The sequence below is a fragment of the Pseudomonas pudica genome (assembly GCF_015680405.1).
Taxonomy (GTDB): Bacteria; Pseudomonadota; Gammaproteobacteria; order Pseudomonadales; family Pseudomonadaceae; genus Aquipseudomonas; species Aquipseudomonas pudica.
In genome coordinates this window covers 1-19,508 of the sequence record NZ_JADLJS010000044.1, presented here as the reverse complement: position 1 = coordinate 19,508, position 19,508 = coordinate 1, and the positions used below count along the sequence as shown (strand labels likewise).

The window sequence follows — 19,508 nt, the reverse complement described above, 5'->3', positions numbered from 1 at the left end:
GGTTGAACGAACCTTGTTCGGAATGACGACTTGGGGAGGATGAACGATAAGCACTGGCATCGTTTTAGCAAAGCGCCTTTACCAGAGGTTTACCTTTGCCTGACGTTGCCAAGGGTTTGAACTTTAAATGAAAACGGCCCGGAACGCGTTCCGGGCCGTTTTCAGGGTGTTGCCTGGAGCAGGTGGCGGGCTGAAAGGTTTCGGTTGCCTGTGCCGGCCTCTTCGCGGGTAAACCCGCTCCCACAGGTACGGCACAGGTTTCAAAGGCTGTGATATCCCTGTGGGAGCGGGTTTACCCGCGAAGGGGGCCAGAACAGTATTCAGCCGCCCTGCCCCGCAACCATTACTTCAGTACAGCCAGCGCTGCATCGTAGTTCGGCTCGTCAGCGATTTCGCCAACCAGCTCGCTGTGCAGCACCTTGTCGTTTTCGTCCAGCACCACCACGGCACGGGCAGCCAGGCCGGCCAGCGGGCCATCGGCAATGGCCACGCCGTAGTTTTCGAGGAACTCGCGGCCACGCAGGGTCGACAGGTTCTTCACGTTGTCCAGGCCTTCGGCGCCGCAGAAGCGTGCCTGGGCGAACGGCAGGTCGGCGGAGATGCACAGCACCACGGTGTTGGCCACATCGTTGGCCTGGGCATTGAACTTGCGCACGGAGGTAGCACAGGTCGGGGTATCGACGCTCGGGAAGATGTTCAGCACCTTGCGCTTGCCGGCGTAGTCTTTCAGCGACTTGTCAGCCAGGCCTTCACCTACCAGGGAGAAAGCCGGAGCCTGGGCGCCGGTTTTCGGCAGTTCGCCTTTGACCTGAACCGGGTTGCCTTTGAGAGTCACTTGAGCCATGACGAAATCCTTATGCGGGGTTTGAAAAGGACACTGAGTTAAGCATGAAGGCGGCCGGGTGCCTATGGGGGCAGGTGAAATTGTTCTATTGCCGGACAATTCTTGTGGACAAAAAAATGCCCGGGTGGCAACAAGCGACCCGGGCATTACTGTTGCAGATGGCCTATCAGCCCAGCAGGCCGTATACCACCGAAGTCAGCGCAACCAGGCCGACTACTACCACGAACACGTTGGAGGCAGCACCGCTGTATTTGCGCATCGATGGCACGCGGCGAATGGCGTACATCGGCATCAGGAACAGCAGCACCGCGAGGATCGGGCCACCGAGCGACTCGATCATGCCGAGGATGCTCGGGTTGAGCGTGGCGACGATCCAGCACACCACCAGCATCAGCGCGGCGACCACGCGGTCCAGGGTCTTGGCCCCCGGGCGTGCGCCGGCCTTGGTGATGATGCCCTTCAGGCCTTCGCTGGCGCCGATGTAGTGGCCGAGGAACGACTTGGCGATGGCCACGAAGGCGATCAGCGGTGCAGCGAACGCGATGGTCGGGTTGCTGAAGTGGTTGGCCAGGTACGACAGGATCGACAGGTTCTGCGCCTTGGCCTCGGCCAGCTGGGCGCTGCTCAGGGTGAGCACGCAGCTGAACACGAAGAACAGCACCATCACCACCATCAGCAGGTGGGCACGGCGCAGGATCTGGCCGCTACGCTCATCGGCATGCTCGCCATAGCGGCGCTTCTGGTCGACGGCAAAGGCGGAGATGATCGGCGAGTGGTTGAACGAGAACACCATCACCGGAATCGCCAGCCACAGGGTGTGCAGGAAGGCCGAGGCCGGTGGTACCTGGGTGGCGCTGTCGAGGATGCCACCGGTCCAGTGCGGGACCAGGTACAGGCCCAGCAATGCCAGGGCGACGATGAACGGGTAGACCAGCAGGCTCATGACCTTGACCGTGGCCTGCTCCCCACAGCGCACGATGGCCAGCAGGCCGAGGATCAGCACGAACGACAGGATGGCGCGTGGCGGCGGCTGCATGTGCAGCTGGTGCTCCATGAAGCTGGACACGGTGTTGGTCAGCGCCACGCTATAGATAAGCAGGATCGGGAAGATCGCGAAGAAGTACAGCACGGTGATCGAGGCGCCGGCGGTAATGCCGAAGTGTTCCTTGACCACCTCGGTGATATCGCCGCCATTGCGCCCGGAAAGGACGAAACGGGTAAGCCCGCGGTGAGCGAAATAGGTCATCGGGAAGGCCAGTATGGCCAGGATCAGCAACGGCCAGAAGCCGCCAAGGCCGGCGTTGATCGGCAGGAACAGGGTTCCGGCGCCGATCGCTGTGCCGAACAGGCCCAGCATCCAGGTGGTGTCGTGACGCGACCAGCTGCCGAGGGTGGCGGGGGTCGATTCTGCAAAGCGTTGTTCAACGCTTGGGGCCTGCTCATTCATTCCGGGTGAAGCTCCACTCGCAAGACTGCAACAGGCTGAGAATGGCGAAATAGACGTTTCGCCCAACTCAACCGAAAAAGGGAGCGCGATTGTGCACGGAAAGGTTGCACTTGCGAAGCCCTTTTCCGAGGAGCGGTTGCACTTGTCTTTACAAGCGGGTTATGCCGGTGGGCTGCAGGAGGAATTTGACAGGTGTAGGAGCGGCCTTGTGTCGCGAAAGGGGTGCGCAGCGCCCCCAACGTTTGCAGCTTCGCCGCGAATATTGCCGGGGCCGCTTTGCGGCCCTTTCGCGACACAAGGCCGCTCCTACAGAGGCCGCACCCCACTGAAGCGGCCCCGTGCGGTGTTACTTCTGGACGGCGGCGAAAGCTTCGGCGACCCGTTGCAGGTTGGCCGGGCGCAGGCCGGACATGCATACGCGGCCGCTGTCGATCAGGTACACGCCGAACTCGTCACGCAGGCGGCGCACCTGCTCGACGCTGAAGCCGGTGTAGCTGAACATGCCGCGCTGGCGCAGGAAGAACTGGAAGTCCTGGCCTGGCAGCAGCACGGCCAGGGCATCGACCAGCGCCTGGCGCATGTCGAGGATACGCTTGCGCATCACTTCGACTTCCTCGGCCCATTGGGCATTGAGGGCGGCATCGCTGAGTACGCCAGCGACCAGCTGGGCGCCGAAGTTGGGCGGGCTGGAGTAGTTGCGACGCACAGTAGCCTTGAGCTGGCCGAGCACGCTCTGGGTAGTGGCTTCATCGTCGCAGACCACCGACAGGCCGCCAACACGCTCGCCGTACAGCGAGAAGATCTTCGAGAACGAGTTGCTGACCAGGCACGGCACGCCGGCGCGGGCCATTTCGCGGATGGCGTAGGCGTCTTCCACCAGGCCTTCGGCGAAGCCCTGGTACGCGATGTCGAGGAACGGGATCAGCTGGCGTGCCTTGACCACTTCAACCACCTGTTGCCACTGGTGCTGTTCCAGGTCGGCGCCGGTGGGGTTGTGGCAGCAAGGGTGCAGCAGCACCACACTGTTGGCCGGCAGGTTCTGCAGGGTGGCCAGCATGCCGTCGAAGTCCACGCCACGGGTGGCCTGGTCGAAGTACGGGTAGGTGTGCACCTTGAAGCCGGCGCCTTCGAAGATGGCGCGGTGGTTGTCCCAGGTCGGGTTGCTGACCCAGACTTCGGACTGCGGGAAGTAGCGCTTGAGGAAGTCGGCACCGACCTTGAGGGCGCCGGAACCGCCCACGGTCTGCACGGTGGCAACGCGCCCGCCGGTAACAGCCGGGTGATCGGCACCGAACAGCAGCGCCTGGATCGCCTGGCGGTAGCTGGCCAGGCCTTCCATCGGCAGGTACAGCGAAGCTTCGTGGTCCTGGCCGGCGATGCGTTTTTCCACCGCATCCACAGCCGCCAGTTGCGGCACCACGCCGGCCTCATCGTAGTACAGGCCGATACTCAGGTTGACCTTGTCGGCGCGCGGGTCGGCCTTGAAGGTTTCCATCAACGAGAGGATCGGGTCGCCGGCATAGGCATCGACATGTTTGAACACAGCGTGCAGCTCCTTGGATCAGGACAGTTCGAAAAGGCAGCCCTGAGCATACCCGGAGTGCGGGCTCAGGAACATCAACTATTGTGCAAGGTTGTCTATGCAACATTGCATGGCTGGGGATTGGTGCAGACAGTGAGGGCCTCATCGCCGGCAAGCCAGCTCCCACCGGTACTACACAGGCCTTGAGGGTTGTGGTGTACTGCGGGAGCTGGCTTGCCGGTGATAGGGCCGGGTCAGCCAAGCAGCTCTTTCAGGCCTTGCAGCTCCTGCTCGGTCACCGCCACCCCCTCCTCCTCGGCCACCTCGCGCTCGCGGTAACGCCGCTCGCCGGGCATGCGCGTCAGCCCCACCGCCTGCATCTGCTCGACCAGTTCGCGGCTGCGCTGGGCAAACCGCTCGCCCTCGGCCTTGCTCGGGTCGATGACGATGATCAGCTGCCCGGTCCACGGCGTCTTCGCCCCGGGGTGCCCCGACCAGTCGAACTCCCAGGAGAAATGCCCGCCGGTCAGCGCCGCCGCCAGCAACTCCACCATCATCGACAAGGCCGAGCCCTTGTGCCCGCCAAATGGCAGCAAGGCGCCGCCTTCCAGAATCGCCTTGGGGTCGGTTGTCGGCTCGCCATTGGCGTCCACCCCCATGCCCTCCGGCAATTGCTGCCCAGCGCGCGCGGCAATCTGCACGTCGCCATGGGCCATGGCGCTGGTGGCCATGTCGAAGACGATCGGGTCATGTTCCGCGCAGGGTGCGGCAAAGGCGATGGGGTTGGTGCCGAACAGCGGCTTGCGGGCGCCGTGTGGCACCACGCAGGTCATGCTGTTGACCACGCTCAGGGCTACCAGGCCTTCGTCGGCGAATGGCTCCACATCCGGCCACAGCGCAGCGAAGTGGTGCGAGTTGTGGATCGCCAGCACGGCGATGCCAGCGTTGCGTGCCTTGGCCACCAGAAGTTCACGGGCTGCGGCCAGCGCCGGCTGGGCGAAGCCGCCTGCGGCATCGACACGAACATGACCGGGCGCCACGTCGCTGACCTTCGGCGTGGCCTGGCCATCGACCCAGCCGCTGGCCAATGTCGAAACATAGCCAGGCATGCGAAACACCCCATGGCTATGGGCGCCATCGCGCTGGGCGCTGGCGCAGTTGTGGGCCAGCACCCGGGCCACGCTTTCGCTGCAGCCATGGCGCTGGAAGATGCTCTGCAACAGGGCCTGCAGCTCGGTAAAAGGCACACGCACGACGGTGCTGGTGGAAGGTGCGGACATCTGAAGCTCCTTGTTGGAATTGGAATGGCTACAGCGTTGCAACGACAAAAACTTTCCTGCATGTGACAGCTATCTGTCAAATGTTGACTTGATGACAGAAAACAGCCATTTTCTTTCGCAAGCCTTACCCCTGGAGCCGCAGCATGAGCCAACCGATCAAGCAACGCCTGGAAAACAGCCTCGAAGGGGCCGCTGCTTCGGGCCGCAAGATCGCCACCTACATGCTCGCCAACCTGCATGAACTGCCGTTCCAGACCTCGGCCAGCATTGCCGTCAAGCTGGGCGTCAGCGAATCCAGCGTCGGCCGTTTCTGTCGCTCATTGGGTTATGCCCACCTCAAGGCGTTGAAGCAAGACCTGCAGAACGACCTGGGCGATGGCCCGTGGCTGGTGGGCGACCGACTGCAAGATTACCGCCAGAACCAGGACGCCAGCGACAACGCCGGCAGCCTGGAGCTGGAAATCGCCGCACTGGTGCGCGTGCACGAGTATCGCCAGAGCAGTGCCTGGCACAGCGTCGCCCAGCGCCTGGCGAGCAAGCAGCGGGTTTTCATTGCCGGCTTCCAGACCGAGCGTGGCATCGCCATGTGCATGAGCCACCTGCTGCAGTACCTGCGCGACGGCGTGCAGCTGGTCGATATCAGTGCCGGGCACTTTGGCGAAGTATTGCTGGGCCGCGCCGAAGACAGCGCCCTGGTGGTGTTCGAAGCCCGCCGTTATTCCCGCCATGCCCTGCTGTTGTGCCAGAAGGCGCGCGAGGCTGGCATTGCGGTCACCCTGGTGACCGATCCCTTCTGTGACTGGGCCGATGCCAACGCCGACGAGGTGTTCCGCATCCCCACCGAGTTCAATCTGTTCTGGGAGTCCACCTCGACCATGCTGTCGTGGGTGCACCTGATGGTCAACGAGGTCTGCAAGAAGCTCGGACCGGATGTTGAAAAACGCTTGGAAGCAACTGCCGCTCTACATAATGAATTCGTCGGCTACACCTCGTGGTCGACGGGAAAACAACAATAGCAAGAGTGCAATGAGGTGCGAGATGAACAAGACCATGGCCTTGGTGGGTGCGTGCGCCCTGCTGCTGTCGGGTGCCGCCAGTGCCGAAACCCTGCGCTTCGCCACCGAGGGCGCCTACCCGCCCTTCAACTATGTCGACGCCAATAACCAGTTGCACGGCTTCGACATCGACATCACCCATGCCCTGTGCGAGCAGATGAAAGTCGAGTGCACCCTGGTTGCCCAGGACTGGGAAGGCATCATCCCGGCGCTGATGGCACGCAAGTACGATGCAGTGGTGGCGTCGATGATCAACACCGAAGAACGGCGCAAGAAAATCGCCTTCACCGACCACTATTACCGCACCCCGCTGACCGTTGCCGTGGCCAAGGACAGCAAGATCAGCGACGCCCAGACCAACTTCGACGGCTACACCGTTGGCGCCCAGTCGTCCTCCACCCAGGCCATCTACGCCGAAGACGTCTATGCCAAGGCCGGTGCAGACGTGAAGCTGTACCCGACCATGGACGAAGCCAACGCCGACCTGGCCGCCGGCCGCCTGGACGGGGTGATTGCCGACAAGTTCCCACTGCACGAGTGGATGACCAAGAACGGCGGGGACTGCTGCAAGATCCTCGGCGACGTGGCCGACACCAAGGCCGATGCCGCCATTGCCGTGCGCAAGGACGACGAAGCCCTGCGCCAGCGCCTGAACACCGCGCTGCAACAGATCGTGGCCAACGGCACCTACCAGAAGATCGCCAGCAAGTACTTCGCTTTCGATATCTACAACTGACCTTCAAGGCCTCATTGCCTGACCGGGCCCTATCGCCGGCAAGCCAGCTTCCACAGGTAGCTCACTGACCTGAAGAACAGAGGTGTACCTGTGGGAGCCGGCTTGCCGGCGATGAGGCCGGTGAGGTCAACACAAGGTGTTCGTCATGCTCGATCAATTGTCCTTGCTGTCCTTCGCCAGTGGAGGCTGGGGCCAGGCACTGCTGGCCGGCGCGCTGGTCACCGTTTCCCTGGCCCTGGCCTGCCTGCCCATCGGCCTGCCGCTGGGCCTGGTGGTCGCCCTTGCAGCACGCTCGCGCAAGCGCTTGCCGCGAGCCTGGGCCACCACCTTCTCCACCGTGTTCCGTGGCCTGCCCGAACTGCTGACACTGCTGATCATCTATTACGGCTGCCAGATCGCCGCGCAGAAGATCCTCGCAGCCCTGGGCTACCAGGGTGAGTTCCTGATCAATACCTTCCTCGCCGCGATGATCGCCTTCAGCCTGGTGTTCGCCGCATTCTCCAGCGAGATCTGGCTGGCAGCCTTCAAGACCCTGCCCAAGGGCCAGCTGGAAGCCTGCTCGGCGCTGGGCCTGAGCAAGCGCACCGGCTTCTTCAAGGTGCTGCTGCCGCAACTGACCCGCATCGCCCTGCCCGGCCTGTCCAACAACTGGCTGTCGCTGCTCAAGGACACCTCGCTGGTATCCACCATCTCGCTGGTCGACCTGATGCGCCAGACCAACCTGGCTGTCAGCGTGACCAAGGAGCCGATGTTCTTCTATGGCGTGGCCTGCCTGGGCTACCTGCTGTTCGCCGCCATTTCCGGACGCGTGTTCGCCTTCATCGAACGGCGCAGCAACCGCCACCTGCAAGGAGCACGCGCATGAGCTTCGAACAACTGCTGGCGCTGGTCCTCGACCCCGACCTGCTCGACCGCTACGGCCCACGCTTCCTCGATGGCCTGCTGGTAACGGCCAAGCTGGTGGCGATTTCCTTCAGCCTGGGCGCCGTGCTCGGCCTGTTGCTGGCCCTGGCGCGCATGTCGCGCAGCCTGCTGCTGCAGCGCATGGCCGCCGGCTACGTGTACTTCTTCCGTGGCTCGCCGCTGCTGGCCCAACTATTCCTGCTGTATTACGGCCTGGGCTCGCTCAAGGGCTTCTGGCAGGACGTCGGCCTGTGGTGGTTCTTCCGCGAGGCGTGGTTCTGCACCCTGCTGGCGTTCACCCTGAACACCGCCGCCTACCAGGCCGAAATCTTCCGCGGCAGCCTGATGTCCGTCGCGCCCGGGCAGCATGAGGCGGCGCGGGCGCTGAACCTGAAGCGCTCGACCACCTTCTTCAAGGTGATCCTGCCGCAGTCGCTGCTGGTGGCCATCGGCCCGCTGGGCAACGAACTGATCCTGATGATCAAGGCCAGCGCGATCGCCTCGCTGGTGACCATCTACGACCTGATGGGCGTGACCAAACTGGCCTTCTCGCGCAGTTTCGACTTCCAGATCTACCTGTGGGCCGCCGTGCTCTACCTGCTGATCGTCGAACTGGTGCGGCGCCTGCTGAAACACCTGGAAGCCCGCCTGGGCCGCCACCTGAACTGACCGAAGGATACGTTCCATGCATTGCCAGACCCTTGTCCTCGGCGCCGGCATCGTTGGCGTCAGCACCGCGCTGCACCTGCAGGCCCGCGGGCGCCAGGTGATCCTGATAGACCGCGACGAACCGGGCTGCGGCACCAGCCACGGCAACGCCGGGCTGATCGAGCGCTCCAGCGTGATCCCCTATGCCTTCCCCCGGCAACTGGGCGCGCTGCTGCGCTACGGCCTGAACCGCCAGCCCGATGTGCGTTACAGCCTGCTGCACCTGCCCAAGGCCGCCCCCTGGCTGTGGCGCTACTGGCGCCAGTCGGCCCCCGGGCGCCTGGCCGGGGCCGCCGCCGACATGCTGCCGCTGGTGCAGCGCTGCGTCGAGGAGCACGACGCACTGATCGCTGCCGCCGGCCTGGAAGGGCTGGTGCAGGCCAAAGGCTGGATCGAAGTGTTCCGTGACCCGGCGCTGTTCGAGCAGGCCAAGGCCGACGCCAAGGGCCTGAGCCGTTATGGCCTGCAGTTCGAAATCCTCGAATGCGGGCAGTTGCAGGCCCGCGAGCACCAGCTGGACGCCAGCGTGGTCGGCGGCATTCACTGGCTCGACCCCAAGACCGTGAACAACCCCGGCGCCCTCACCCGCGGCTACGCCACCCTGTTCACGCAGCGCGGCGGGCAGTTCCTGCATGGCGATGCGCGCAGCCTGCGCCAGGTCGACGGCCAATGGCAGGTCGACAGCCGCCGCGGTCCGATCACCGCCAACGAGGTGGTGGCCTGCCTAGGCCCGCAGTCGGCCGACCTGTTCAGCGGCCTGGGCTACCAGATCCCTCTGGCGATCAAGCGTGGCTACCACATGCATTACAGTACCCGTGACGGTGCGCAACTGGAGCATTCCATCTGCGACACCCAGGGCGGCTACGTGCTGGCGCCAATGGCCCGCGGCGTGCGCCTGACCACCGGCATCGAGTTCGATGCCAGCAGCGCACCGGGCAACCAGATCCAGCTGGGCCGCTGCGAAGCCCTGGCGCGCAAGCTGTTCCCGGCCCTGGGCGAGCGCCTGGACGACACCCCTTGGCTGGGCCGCCGCCCATGCCTGCCCGACATGCGCCCGGTGATAGGCCCGGCGCCGCGCCACCCTGGGCTGTGGTTCAACTTCGGCCACGCCCACCACGGCCTCACCCTGGGCCCGGTCAGCGGCCGACTGGTGGCCGAGCTGGTCACCGGCGAACGCCCCTTCACCGACCCCGCGCCCTACAGCGCGACCCGTTTCGACTGAACCCCTGCGGGAGAACAACAAGATGACCGCACCACTGAGCCTTGCCACCCTTGCCCCCGAACCCGACCCGCGCCCGGTGCTGATCCGCATCGAAGGCCTGAACAAGCACTACGGCGCGTTCCACGTGCTGCGCGACATCGACCTGCAGGTGCGCGAAGGCGAACGCATCGTGCTGTGCGGGCCGTCCGGCTCGGGCAAGTCGACCTTGATCCGTTGCATCAACCGCCTGGAAGTGGCCCAGCAGGGCAGCATCAAGGTGGATGGCATCGACCTGGCATCCACCACCCGCGAAGCGGCGCAGGTGCGCAGCGACATCGGCATGGTGTTCCAGCACTTCAACCTGTTCCCGCACATGAGCGTGCTCGACAACTGCCTGCTGGCCCCCACCAGCGTGCGCGGGTTGTCGCGCAAGGACGCCGAGGAGCGGGCGCGCATGTACCTGAGCAAGGTCGGCATCGAAAGCCAGGCGCACAAGTACCCCAGCCAGCTGTCCGGCGGCCAGCAGCAGCGCGTGGCGATCGCCCGGGCGCTGTGCATGAAGCCGCGGATCATGCTGTTCGACGAGCCCACCTCGGCGCTGGACCCGGAGATGGTCGCCGAAGTGCTGGATGTGCTGGTACAACTGGCTGGCACCGGCATGACCATGCTCTGCGTCACCCACGAAATGGGCTTTGCCCGCCAGGTCGCCGAGCGGGTGTTGTTCCTCGAGGGCGGGCAGATCATCGAAGACAGCCCGCCGCAGGTGTTCTTCAACCAGCCGCGTACAGAGCGGGCCAAGGGGTTCCTGGCGCAGATACTGCACTGAGTAATGGAGTAATACCTGTCCCAATCGCCGGCAAGCCAGCTCCCACAGGGTATCTGCAGCCTTCAAGCCCAGTGCAGTATCTGTGGGAGCTGGCTTGCCGGCGATTGGGGCCAGTAGCACAAACACAAACCCACCTTCATTGCACAGCTGCAAAGACCCAACTGCATCGTTAAATATTATTGACCTTAACCCCCGCCAAACCCACGCCGCCACAGGCCCGCATCGGTTTCAGCCCCCAAAAACCGGCGCATTCCCGGCCATCAAGCCCTGCTCCGTCGTTTGACATATCGAACGGCTCTGGCAAGCTATCTACAGGCCCCGACCGGAATCGTCGCCTCCGACGAGCCGGCAGTGCTCGGGGCTACAGGTTGCACCCATGGCCCCGCGCCGTGCACCTGCACAACAACGACAGGCCGAACCTGTCCCAAGGTGACATATGTCCAACAGCAACATTGGCAACAAGCAACCCTCCATGCGCAAACCCGTCGTCCTGATGACCATGGGCAGCCAAGAGCGCAAAGGCCATGACTACCAGGTCATGACCCACAAATACATCACCCCGCTGGTCGAGTTTTCCGATTGCGTCCCGGTGCTGGTGCCCACCTGCTGCGGCATCGAAGACCTCGAGACCTATCTGGACATGGCCGACGGCGTGTACCTGACCGGCGCCGGCAGCAACATCGACCCGGCCCTGTACGGCCAGGAGAACGAGACCCCCGACAAAGGCCAGGACAAGAACCGCGACCTGTTCGACATCCCGCTGGTCAAGGCCGCGATCAAGCGTGGCCTGCCGATCTTCGGCATCTGCCGTGGCATGCAGGAAATCAACGTGGCACTGGGTGGCGACATCTACCAGAAGGTGTACGCCGAGCCTGGCTTCAACGACCACCGGGAAAACCCGGAAGACCCGGTCGAGGTGCAATACGCCCAGGTGCATGGTGTGAAGATCAAGCCGGACAGCTGGCTGCGTGACGCCCTGGGTACCGACGAGATTCGTGTCAACTCGCTGCATGGCCAAGGCCTGCACAAGCTCGGCGCCGGCATCGAGGCCATCGCACACGCCGAAGACGGCCTGGTAGAGGCGATCCATGCCCCGAGCATCTCGCCGTTCCTGTTCGCCGTGCAGTGGCACCCGGAGTGGCAAGCGGCGAAGAACCCGGATTCGATCAAGATTTTCCAGGCTTTCGGTGACGCTTGCCGGGCCCAGGTGCGCAAGGCGCAGATCAAGCGCCAGCACGCTGCCTGAAACCAGTTTCCTCTGCTTTGATCGCGGGGCGGCGCAAGGCCGCCCCCGTTTTCCCCGGTCACCCTCTGCTGGTCCCAGAACACTTCCCGTGGAAACGGGCGGCGGGCTTGTGCCTGTCTCCGCGATCTTTTTTTCCTACCCTCACCAAGAGATATGATGACTGATCGCGATTGGTCTGCCATCTGCGTCTCGTGCATCTGTTGTTGTCGCCTGTTCTGGCCTCTTCGCGGGTTTACCCGCGAAGAGGTCGGCACAGGCAATAACATTCCTTCCGCCCCTCCACAAAAAAATCTCCCAAAGGGACTAGTCATCGTACAAGTTGTACGATAACTTACCTCCAACGCAAAACAACACCCTTCACCCAAGCGCCACAGGATGCCAACAACAATGACTCCACAGGAACTCAAATCCATCCTCTCCCACGGCCTGCTGTCTTTCCCGGTCACCGACTTCAACGCCCAGGGCGACTTCAACCCGGCTGGCTACGTCAAGCGCCTGGAATGGCTGGCCCCGTACGGCGCCAGCGCCCTGTTCGCCGCCGGCGGCACCGGTGAGTTCTTCTCCCTGGCCGCCAGCGAATACAGCCAGGTGATCAAGACCGCCGTCGACACCTGCGCCAGGTCGGTACCCATCCTCGCCGGCGTCGGCGGCTCCACCCGCCAGGCCATCGAATACGCGCAAGAAGCCGAGCGCCTGGGTGCCAAGGGCCTGCTGCTGCTGCCGCACTACCTGACCGAAGCCAGCCAGGAAGGCGTCGCCGCCCACGTCGAAGCAGTGTGCAAATCGGTAAACATCGGCGTAGTCGTCTACAACCGCAACGTCTGCCGCCTGAACGCCGACCTGCTGGAAAAACTGGCTGAGCGTTGCCCGAACCTGATCGGCTACAAGGACGGCCTGGGTGACATCGAGTTGATGGTGTCGATCCGTCGCCGCCTGGGCGACCGCTTCAGCTACCTGGGTGGCCTGCCGACCGCCGAGGTGTATGCTGCTGCCTACAAGGCCCTGGGCGTGCCGGTGTACTCCTCCGCCGTGTTCAACTTCGTGCCGAAGACCGCCATGGACTTCTACAACGCCATCGCCCGTGACGACCACGCCACCGTGGCCAAGCTGATCGACGACTTCTTCCTGCCGTACCTGGACATCCGCAACCGCAAGGCCGGCTACGCCGTGAGCATCGTCAAGGCCGGTGCCAGGATCGCCGGTCATGACGCCGGCCCGGTGCGTACTCCGCTTACCGACCTCACCGCCGACGAGTACGAAAAACTCGCCGCGCTGATGGACAAGATGGGCCCGCAGTAAGCGCCGCCCGCGGCCTGCCATGCCGCGCCCGGAGTGGGCCAGCCCCACTCCGGTTACAACTCGTGAGCCCGCACAAAAATAACTAGTGGGAGTACTACCAGCATGCAAGCGACGAAGAAGACGCATGTGCGCTACCTGATCCTGTTCATGCTGTTTCTGGTGACCACGATCAACTACGCTGACCGCGCCACCATTGCCATCGCGGGCTCCAGCCTGCAGAAAGACCTCGGCATCGATGCCGTGACCCTCGGCTACATCTTCTCCGCCTTCGGATGGGCATACGTGGCTGGCCAGATTCCTGGTGGCTGGCTGCTCGATCGCTTTGGTTCCAAGAACGTCTACGCCTTCAGCATCTTCACCTGGTCGCTGTTCACCCTGCTGCAGGGCTTTGTCGGTGGCCTGCCGGTGGCCTGGGCGGTGGTGACGCTGTTCACCCTGCGCTTTCTGGTCGGTTTTGCCGAAGCCCCGTCGTTCCCGGGCAATGCGCGCATCGTCGCGGCCTGGTTCCCGACCCAGGAACGCGGCACCGCATCGGCCATCTTCAACTCGGCGCAGTACTTCGCTACCGCACTGTTCGCACCGATCATGGGCTGGATCGTGTTCAGCTTCGGCTGGGAGCACGTGTTCGTGGTCATGGGCGCACTGGGCATCGTGTTCTCCATGGTCTGGCTGAAGACCATCTACAACCCGCGCCAACACCCACGCATCAGCCCAGGCGAACTCGAACACATCGAGCAGAACGGCGGCCTGGTGGACATGGACCAGAAGCGCGGCAACGACGGCCCGAAATGGGGCTACATCAAGCAACTGCTGACCAGCCGCATGCTGCTGGGCGTTTACCTGGGCCAGTACTGCATCAACGCCATCACCTACTTCTTCCTCACCTGGTTCCCGGTGTACCTGGTGCAGGAGCGCGGCATGACCATCCTCAAGGCCGGCTTCATCGCCTCGCTGCCGGCGGTCTGCGGCTTCATCGGTGGCGTGCTGGGCGGGGTGATTTCCGACTGGCTGCTGCGCCGCGGCAACTCGCTGACCTTCTCCCGCAAGCTGCCGATCGTCTGCGGCCTGCTGCTGTCGACCACCATGGTGTTCTGCAACTACGTCGACGCCGAGTGGATGGTGGTCGGCTTCATGACCCTGGCGTTCTTCGGCAAAGGCATCGGCGCGCTGGGCTGGGCGGTGGTCGCCGACACCTCGCCGAAACAGATCGCCGGTCTGTCGGGCGGGCTGTTCAACACCTTCGGCAACATCGCATCGATCACCACGCCGATCGTGATCGGCTACATCATCAGCGCCACGGGTTCGTTCAAGTGGGCCCTGGTGTATGTCGGCGCCAACGCCCTGGTGGCGGTATTCAGCTACCTGGTGATCGTCGGCCCGATCAAGCGCATCGAGCTGCGTGAAAGCCCAAAGCCTGACACCGAGCCAGTGGCCGGCAGCGAACTGGCCGGCTCGCGCCACTGAGTGAGCACGCCCGCGTCGGCCACCCCCGCCGTGGGCGGATGTACAAAAGCCTGAGAACCTGACAAGTAGGGCCCGAACATGCAGTTGATCGAACATTCCGACTCGCCCCGCTACGTCCGCCTGCACGACGACGACAATGTCGTGGTGGTGGTCAACGATGGCGGCCTGGGCGAAGGCGCCCGCTTCGCCGACGGCCTGACCTTGGTCGAAGCCGTGCCACAGAGCCACAAGGTGGCCACCGTAGCCATCGCCAAGGGCGAACCGGTGCGCCGCTACGGGCAGATCATAGGCTACGCGCTGGAAGACCTGCGCCAGGGCAGCTGGGTGCAGGAGAGCCAACTGGCCATGCCGGCCGCCCCGGCGCTGGCCAGCCTGCCACGCTGCGACGCCGTCCCGCAGCCGCTGCCGCCGCTCGAAGGCTTCACTTTCGAAGGCTACCGCAACGCCGACGGCACCGTCGGCACCCGCAACATCCTCGGCATCACCACCACCGTGCAGTGCGTGGCCGGCGTGTTGGAGCATGCGGTCAAGCGCATTCGCAGCGAATTGCTGCCCAAATACCCCAACGTCGATGACGTGGTGGCCATTACCCACAGCTATGGATGCGGCGTGGCGATCAATGCGCGCGATGCCTACATCCCGATCCGCACGGTGCGCAACCTGGCGCGCAACCCCAACCTGGGCGGCGAGGCCCTGGTCATCAGCCTGGGCTGCGAAAAGCTGCAGGCCGGCCAGGTGATGCACGACAACGACCCGTCGGTGGACCTCAGCGACCCGTGGTTGTACCGCCTGCAGGACTCCAGCCTGGGCTTTGTGGAAATGATCGAGCAGATCATGGAACTGGCCGAGACCCGCCTGAAGAAACTCGACCAGCGCCGCCGCGAAAGCGTGCCGGCCAGCGAACTGATACTGGGTATGCAATGCGGGGGCAGCGATGCCTTCTCGGGCATCACCGCCAACCCGGCGCTGGGCTTCGCTGCCGACCTGCTGGTGCGTGCTGGCGCCACCGTGCTGTTCTCGGAGGTAACCGAAGTGCGCGACGCCATCTACATGCTCACCTCGCGGGCGGAAAACCAGGAGGTCGCAGAGGCCCTGGTGCGCGAAATGGACTGGTACGACCGCTACCTGCAGCAAGGCGCCGCCGATCGCAGCGCCAACACCACGCCGGGCAACAAGAAAGGCGGCCTGTCGAATATCGTCGAAAAATCCCTGGGGTCGATCGTCAAGTCTGGTAGCGGCGCCATCCAGGGCGTGCTCGGCCCGGGCGAGCGGGTCAACCGCAAAGGCCTGATCTTCTGCGCCACCCCGGCCAGCGACTTTGTCTGCGGCACCCTGCAACTGGCTGCCGGCATGAACCTGCATGTGTTCACCACCGGACGCGGCACCCCGTACGGCCTGGCCATGGCACCGGTGGTCAAGGTGTGCACCCGCAGCGAGCTGGCCCAGCGCTGGCCCGACCTGATCGACATCGACGCCGGGCGCATCGCCAGCGGCCGCTCGACCATCGAGGAACTGGGTTGGGAGCTGTTCCACTACTACCTGGACGTGGCCAGCGGCCGCAAGCAGACCTGGGCCGAACAGCATCGCCTGCACAACGACATCACCCTGTTCAACCCGGCACCGATTACCTGATGCCCCGGGTTCTCGACTGTGTCGCAGTCCCTGTGGGAGCGGGCATGCCCGCGAACACCGGCGCAGTCGGTGCCATACACCTGGTTGCCTGCTTCGCGGGCTCGCCCGCTCCCACAGGTCATGCGACAACCTGCCAGATTTTCTCTCAACATACAGGAGCACCCCATGCCTGAAATCCTCGGCCACAACTTCATCGCCGGCCAGCGCAGCGCCGCTGGGCCGAAGCGCCTGCAGAGCCTGGACGCCAGCACCGGCGAGGCCCTGCCCTACAGCTTCGCCCAGGCCACCGAAGCCGAAGTGGACCAAGCCGCCAAGGCTGCCGCCGGCGCTTTCGCCGAATTCCGCCAGCTGGCCCCGGCGCGGCGCGCCGAATTCCTCGACGCCATCGCCGCCGAGCTGGACGAACTGGACGACGCCTTCGTCGCCATCGTCTGCCGTGAAACCGCCCTGCCCCCCGCCCGTATCCAGGGCGAGCGCGGCCGCACCAGCGGCCAGATGCGCCTGTTCGCCCAGGTGCTGCGCCGTGGTGACTTCCTCGGTGCGCGCATCGACCTGGCCCTGCCCGAGCGCCAGCCCCTGCCACGCGTGGACCTGCGCCAGATGCGCATCGGCGTCGGCCCGGTCGCCGTGTTCGGCGCCAGCAACTTCCCGCTGGCTTTCTCCACCGCCGGTGGCGATACCGCTGCGGCCCTGGCCGCCGGTTGCCCGGTGGTGTTCAAGGCCCACAGCGGCCACATGGCCACCGCCGACCTGGTCGGCTGCGCCATCCAGCGCGCCGCCGAGCGCACTGGCATGCCCAAGGGCGTGTTCAACATGGTGTTCGGTGGCGGCGTCGGCGAGTGGCTGGTCAAGCACCCGGCCATCCAGGCGGTCGGCTTCACCGGCTCGCTGAAAGGCGGTGACGCCCTGTGCCGCATGGCCGCCGAGCGCCCGCAGCCGATCCCGGTGTTCGCCGAGATGTCCAGCATCAACCCGGTCATCATCCTGCCGGCTGCCCTGGCCAAACGTGGCGAAGCCATCGCCCGTGAGCTGGCCGGTTCGGTGTGCCTGGGCGCGGGCCAGTTCTGCACCAACCCGGGCCTGGTGATCGGCCTGCAGTCGCCGCGGTACAGCCAACTGCTGGCCGAGCTTGGCCAGCACCTGAGCCAGCAGGCCGGCCAGACCATGCTCAATGCAGGTGGCCTGCGCAGCTACGTCGGTGGCCTGGAGCACCTGCACGCCCATGCCGGTATCGAGCACCTGGCCGGCCAGACGCAGGCAGGCAGCCAGGCGCGCGCCCAGCTGTTCAAGGCCGATGCCCGCCTGCTGGTGGAATCTGACCCGCTGCTGCAGGAAGAAGTGTTCGGCCCGACCACCGTTGCCGTGGAAGTGCAGGACAACGACCAGTTGCGCGCCGCCCTGCTCGGCCTGCGCGGCCAGCTGACCGCGACCCTGATCGGCGAGCCGGAAGACCTGCAGGCCTTCGCCTGGTTGGTGCCGCTGCTGGAGGAGAAAGTCGGGCGGATCCTGGTCAACGGCTACCCGACCGGTGTCGAGGTGTGTGATGCGATGGTGCATGGCGGGCCTTACCCGGCCACGTCGGATGCGCGCGGCACGTCGGTCGGCACCCTGGCCATCGACCGCTTCCTGCGCCCGGTGTGCTACCAGAACTACCCGCAGGCGCTGTTGCCCGAGGCACTGCGCGACGGTAACCCGCTGGGGCTGCGCCGGTTGGTGAATGGCCAGTGGAATGAGGGCGCGATCTGATCGCTCCTGGAAACCAGAAAGCCCCGCACATGGCGGGGCTTTTCTTTCGGCTGTGCCGGCCTCTTCGCGGGCACGCCCGCTCCCACAAGTATCGCTGCACACTCAAGATAAGGTGATCCCTGTGGGAGCGGGCGCGCCCGCGAAGAGGCCGGCACAAGCGACGAAGGCCTCAGGCCCCCTGCGCCTCGGCCTCCTCATGCGCCTGGCGCAAGCGCTCGCGGCTGTTGCTCAGGTGCATGCGCATGGCCATCTTCGCCCCTTCGCTATCACGCCGGGCGATGGCTTCGTAGATCGCCTCGTGCTCGTGCATCAGCCGGCTCATGTAGTGCGCCTGGTCATCGCGGGCCAGCCGCGCCGAGTTCAACCGGGTACGTGGGATGATGCTGGTGCCCAGATGATTGATGATGTCGGCGAAGTAATGGTTGCCGCTGGCCTGGGCAATGCGCAGGTGGAACTGGAAATCTGCCGACACCGCATCCGTAGCGTGGGCAGCCCCTTCGTTGAGTTCATCCAGCGCCGCACGCATGCCGGCCAGCTCTTCATCGCTGCGCCGCTGCGCCGCCAGGCCCGCCGATTCGATCTCCAGGGCAATGCGCAATTCCAGCACCGCCAGTACTTCACGCAGAGTGACCACGGTCGCCGGGTCGATACGGAAACCACCCGTGGCCGGCGCGTCCAGCACGAAAGTGCCAATGCCGTGGCGGGTCTCGACCTGCCCGGCGGCCTGCAGCCGCGAGATCGCTTCACGCACCACCGTGCGGCTGACACCCTCTTCGGCCATGATCTGCGATTCGGTCGGCAGCTTGTCGCCGCGCTTGAGCTGGCCGCTGCGAATGCGCTCGGTCAGCACCGTGACCAGTTCCTGGGCCAGACTGCGCGGCTTGCGCCGGGTCTTTGCCTGTACCTGCTGCTCTGTCATTGCCCTGTATTTCACCTTGAAAGACAGCGCTCATCATAGCGCAAGCAGTTGTACGATCACATACACGCAGTGCGGTATTTATTCGCTGGTTCGCACGCCACCAGTCAATTGCGAGCGACCATGGTCTGGCGGCAAATTGCTGGCCCCCAGTGCCTGCTTGTGAAGGCAAACTTCGTTTTCCTTCAGATGCTTAGGACAGCAACATGCGAGTACTTCTAGCAACGATGGCCGGCTGCCTGCTGGCCACGCTCGCTTTCGGCGCCCAGGCACGGGCGCTGAGCCAGAACGATCGCCACACTTGCGGCTGGGGCGCGCAGATAGCCGCCGAGGCGCAGCAGGCCAAGCTTTCCGGGGTAACCCTGTATGCCACGCGCAAGAAGCTGCAGGCGCGCAAGTTCCCCAAGCCGTGGATGCGCATGACCGCCTTCGGTATTACCGAACAGACCTACAACAGCCGCTCTCGGCTCAAGCCTGCAGCGATCAAGCAGACCTATTACGAGCAGTGCGTGCAGCATGCCGTAGCAAGGCGATAAAGCTCTCAAACCATTGCCCAGCCCTTGGGCTGTATTGTCGCAAGCGGCCCGCGTACCCTGTGGGAGATTCTATGGTTGTGGGCAATGCTTTTTGCCCCCTTTGCTCATGTATTCGCCTTGAGTCTTCATCAAGGCGAATGCAATTCT

The 19,508-nt window shown here is 64.4% G+C and carries 17 protein-coding genes; 12 read left to right on the top strand and 5 right to left on the bottom strand.

Annotation, left to right across the window (positions count from 1 at the left end):
- Positions 1-343 precede the first annotated feature (343 nt).
- From tpx to IRZ77_RS22405, 4 genes are all read right to left on the bottom strand, one after another.
- Entirely contained in the window at positions 344-844 is a 501-nt protein-coding gene (gene tpx / locus IRZ77_RS22420) for a thiol peroxidase (RefSeq protein WP_046615428.1), read from the bottom strand.
- 166 nt (positions 845-1,010) lie between these two features.
- Positions 1,011-2,291 (bottom strand): serine/threonine transporter, encoded by a 1,281-nt coding sequence (locus IRZ77_RS22415; protein WP_196174454.1) that lies wholly within the window; start codon positions 2,289-2,291, stop codon positions 1,011-1,013.
- 346 nt (positions 2,292-2,637) lie between these two features.
- Positions 2,638-3,834 carry an amino acid aminotransferase gene (locus IRZ77_RS22410; protein ID WP_046615430.1) on the bottom strand — a complete coding sequence of 399 codons (1,197 nt, stop codon included), beginning with the start codon at positions 3,832-3,834 and terminating at the stop codon, positions 2,638-2,640.
- A 233-nt stretch (positions 3,835-4,067) separates the two neighbouring features.
- Positions 4,068-5,093, bottom strand: coding sequence for an Ldh family oxidoreductase (locus tag IRZ77_RS22405; protein ID WP_085599050.1), 1,026 nt, complete (start codon positions 5,091-5,093; stop codon positions 4,068-4,070).
- 143 nt (positions 5,094-5,236) lie between these two features.
- On the opposite strand from IRZ77_RS22405, the gene IRZ77_RS22400 reads away from it, so the two are divergent.
- The 11 genes from IRZ77_RS22400 to IRZ77_RS22350 all read left to right on the top strand — a co-directional run bounded on the left by IRZ77_RS22400 (position 5,237) and on the right by IRZ77_RS22350 (position 17,909).
- Positions 5,237-6,109, top strand: a complete 873-nt coding sequence (locus IRZ77_RS22400; RefSeq protein ID WP_046615432.1) for a MurR/RpiR family transcriptional regulator — start codon at positions 5,237-5,239, stop codon at positions 6,107-6,109.
- Positions 6,110-6,131: 22 nt separating this feature from the next.
- The gene (locus IRZ77_RS22395; protein WP_046615433.1) at positions 6,132-6,884 is read left to right on the top strand and encodes a transporter substrate-binding domain-containing protein; all 753 of its coding nucleotides are present in this window, start codon (positions 6,132-6,134) and stop codon (positions 6,882-6,884) included.
- Between the two features lie 145 nt (positions 6,885-7,029).
- Positions 7,030-7,749, top strand: coding sequence for an ABC transporter permease (locus tag IRZ77_RS22390; protein ID WP_046615434.1), 720 nt, complete (start codon positions 7,030-7,032; stop codon positions 7,747-7,749).
- A complete protein-coding gene (locus tag IRZ77_RS22385) occupies positions 7,746-8,456 on the top strand; it encodes an ABC transporter permease (protein WP_196174453.1) in 711 nt (236 codons plus the stop codon). The genes IRZ77_RS22390 and IRZ77_RS22385 overlap by 4 nt, the downstream gene beginning before the upstream one ends.
- A 16-nt stretch (positions 8,457-8,472) precedes the next feature.
- Entirely contained in the window at positions 8,473-9,717 is a 1,245-nt protein-coding gene (locus IRZ77_RS22380) for an NAD(P)/FAD-dependent oxidoreductase (protein WP_046615435.1), read from the top strand.
- A 22-nt stretch (positions 9,718-9,739) separates the two neighbouring features.
- Positions 9,740-10,522, top strand: a complete 783-nt coding sequence (locus tag IRZ77_RS22375; protein ID WP_025338831.1) for an amino acid ABC transporter ATP-binding protein — start codon at positions 9,740-9,742, stop codon at positions 10,520-10,522.
- 436 nt (positions 10,523-10,958) lie between these two features.
- Positions 10,959-11,768 (top strand): gamma-glutamyl-gamma-aminobutyrate hydrolase family protein, encoded by an 810-nt coding sequence (locus IRZ77_RS22370; protein ID WP_196174452.1) that lies wholly within the window; start codon positions 10,959-10,961, stop codon positions 11,766-11,768.
- Between the two features lie 387 nt (positions 11,769-12,155).
- On the top strand, positions 12,156-13,067 hold the full coding sequence (kdgD, locus tag IRZ77_RS22365) for a 5-dehydro-4-deoxyglucarate dehydratase (RefSeq protein WP_046615438.1): 912 nt from the start codon (positions 12,156-12,158) through the stop codon (positions 13,065-13,067).
- Positions 13,068-13,169: 102 nt separating this feature from the next.
- A complete protein-coding gene (locus IRZ77_RS22360; protein ID WP_046615439.1) occupies positions 13,170-14,531 on the top strand; it encodes an MFS transporter in 1,362 nt (453 codons plus the stop codon).
- 78 nt (positions 14,532-14,609) lie between these two features.
- On the top strand, positions 14,610-16,163 hold the full coding sequence (garD, locus tag IRZ77_RS22355; protein ID WP_196174451.1) for a galactarate dehydratase: 1,554 nt from the start codon (positions 14,610-14,612) through the stop codon (positions 16,161-16,163).
- A gap of 165 nt (positions 16,164-16,328) precedes the next feature.
- Positions 16,329-17,909 carry an aldehyde dehydrogenase (NADP(+)) gene (locus IRZ77_RS22350; RefSeq protein ID WP_196174450.1) on the top strand — a complete coding sequence of 527 codons (1,581 nt, stop codon included), beginning with the start codon at positions 16,329-16,331 and terminating at the stop codon, positions 17,907-17,909.
- A 169-nt stretch (positions 17,910-18,078) separates the two neighbouring features.
- Here IRZ77_RS22350 and IRZ77_RS22345 read toward each other — a convergent pair whose 3' ends face one another.
- Positions 18,079-18,828 (bottom strand): FadR/GntR family transcriptional regulator, encoded by a 750-nt coding sequence (locus tag IRZ77_RS22345; RefSeq protein WP_046615442.1) that lies wholly within the window; start codon positions 18,826-18,828, stop codon positions 18,079-18,081.
- A gap of 203 nt (positions 18,829-19,031) precedes the next feature.
- Between IRZ77_RS22345 and IRZ77_RS22340 the strand changes: the two genes are divergently transcribed.
- Entirely contained in the window at positions 19,032-19,361 is a 330-nt protein-coding gene (locus IRZ77_RS22340; protein WP_023660807.1) for a hypothetical protein, read from the top strand.
- The last annotated feature ends 147 nt before the right edge of the window (positions 19,362-19,508 follow it).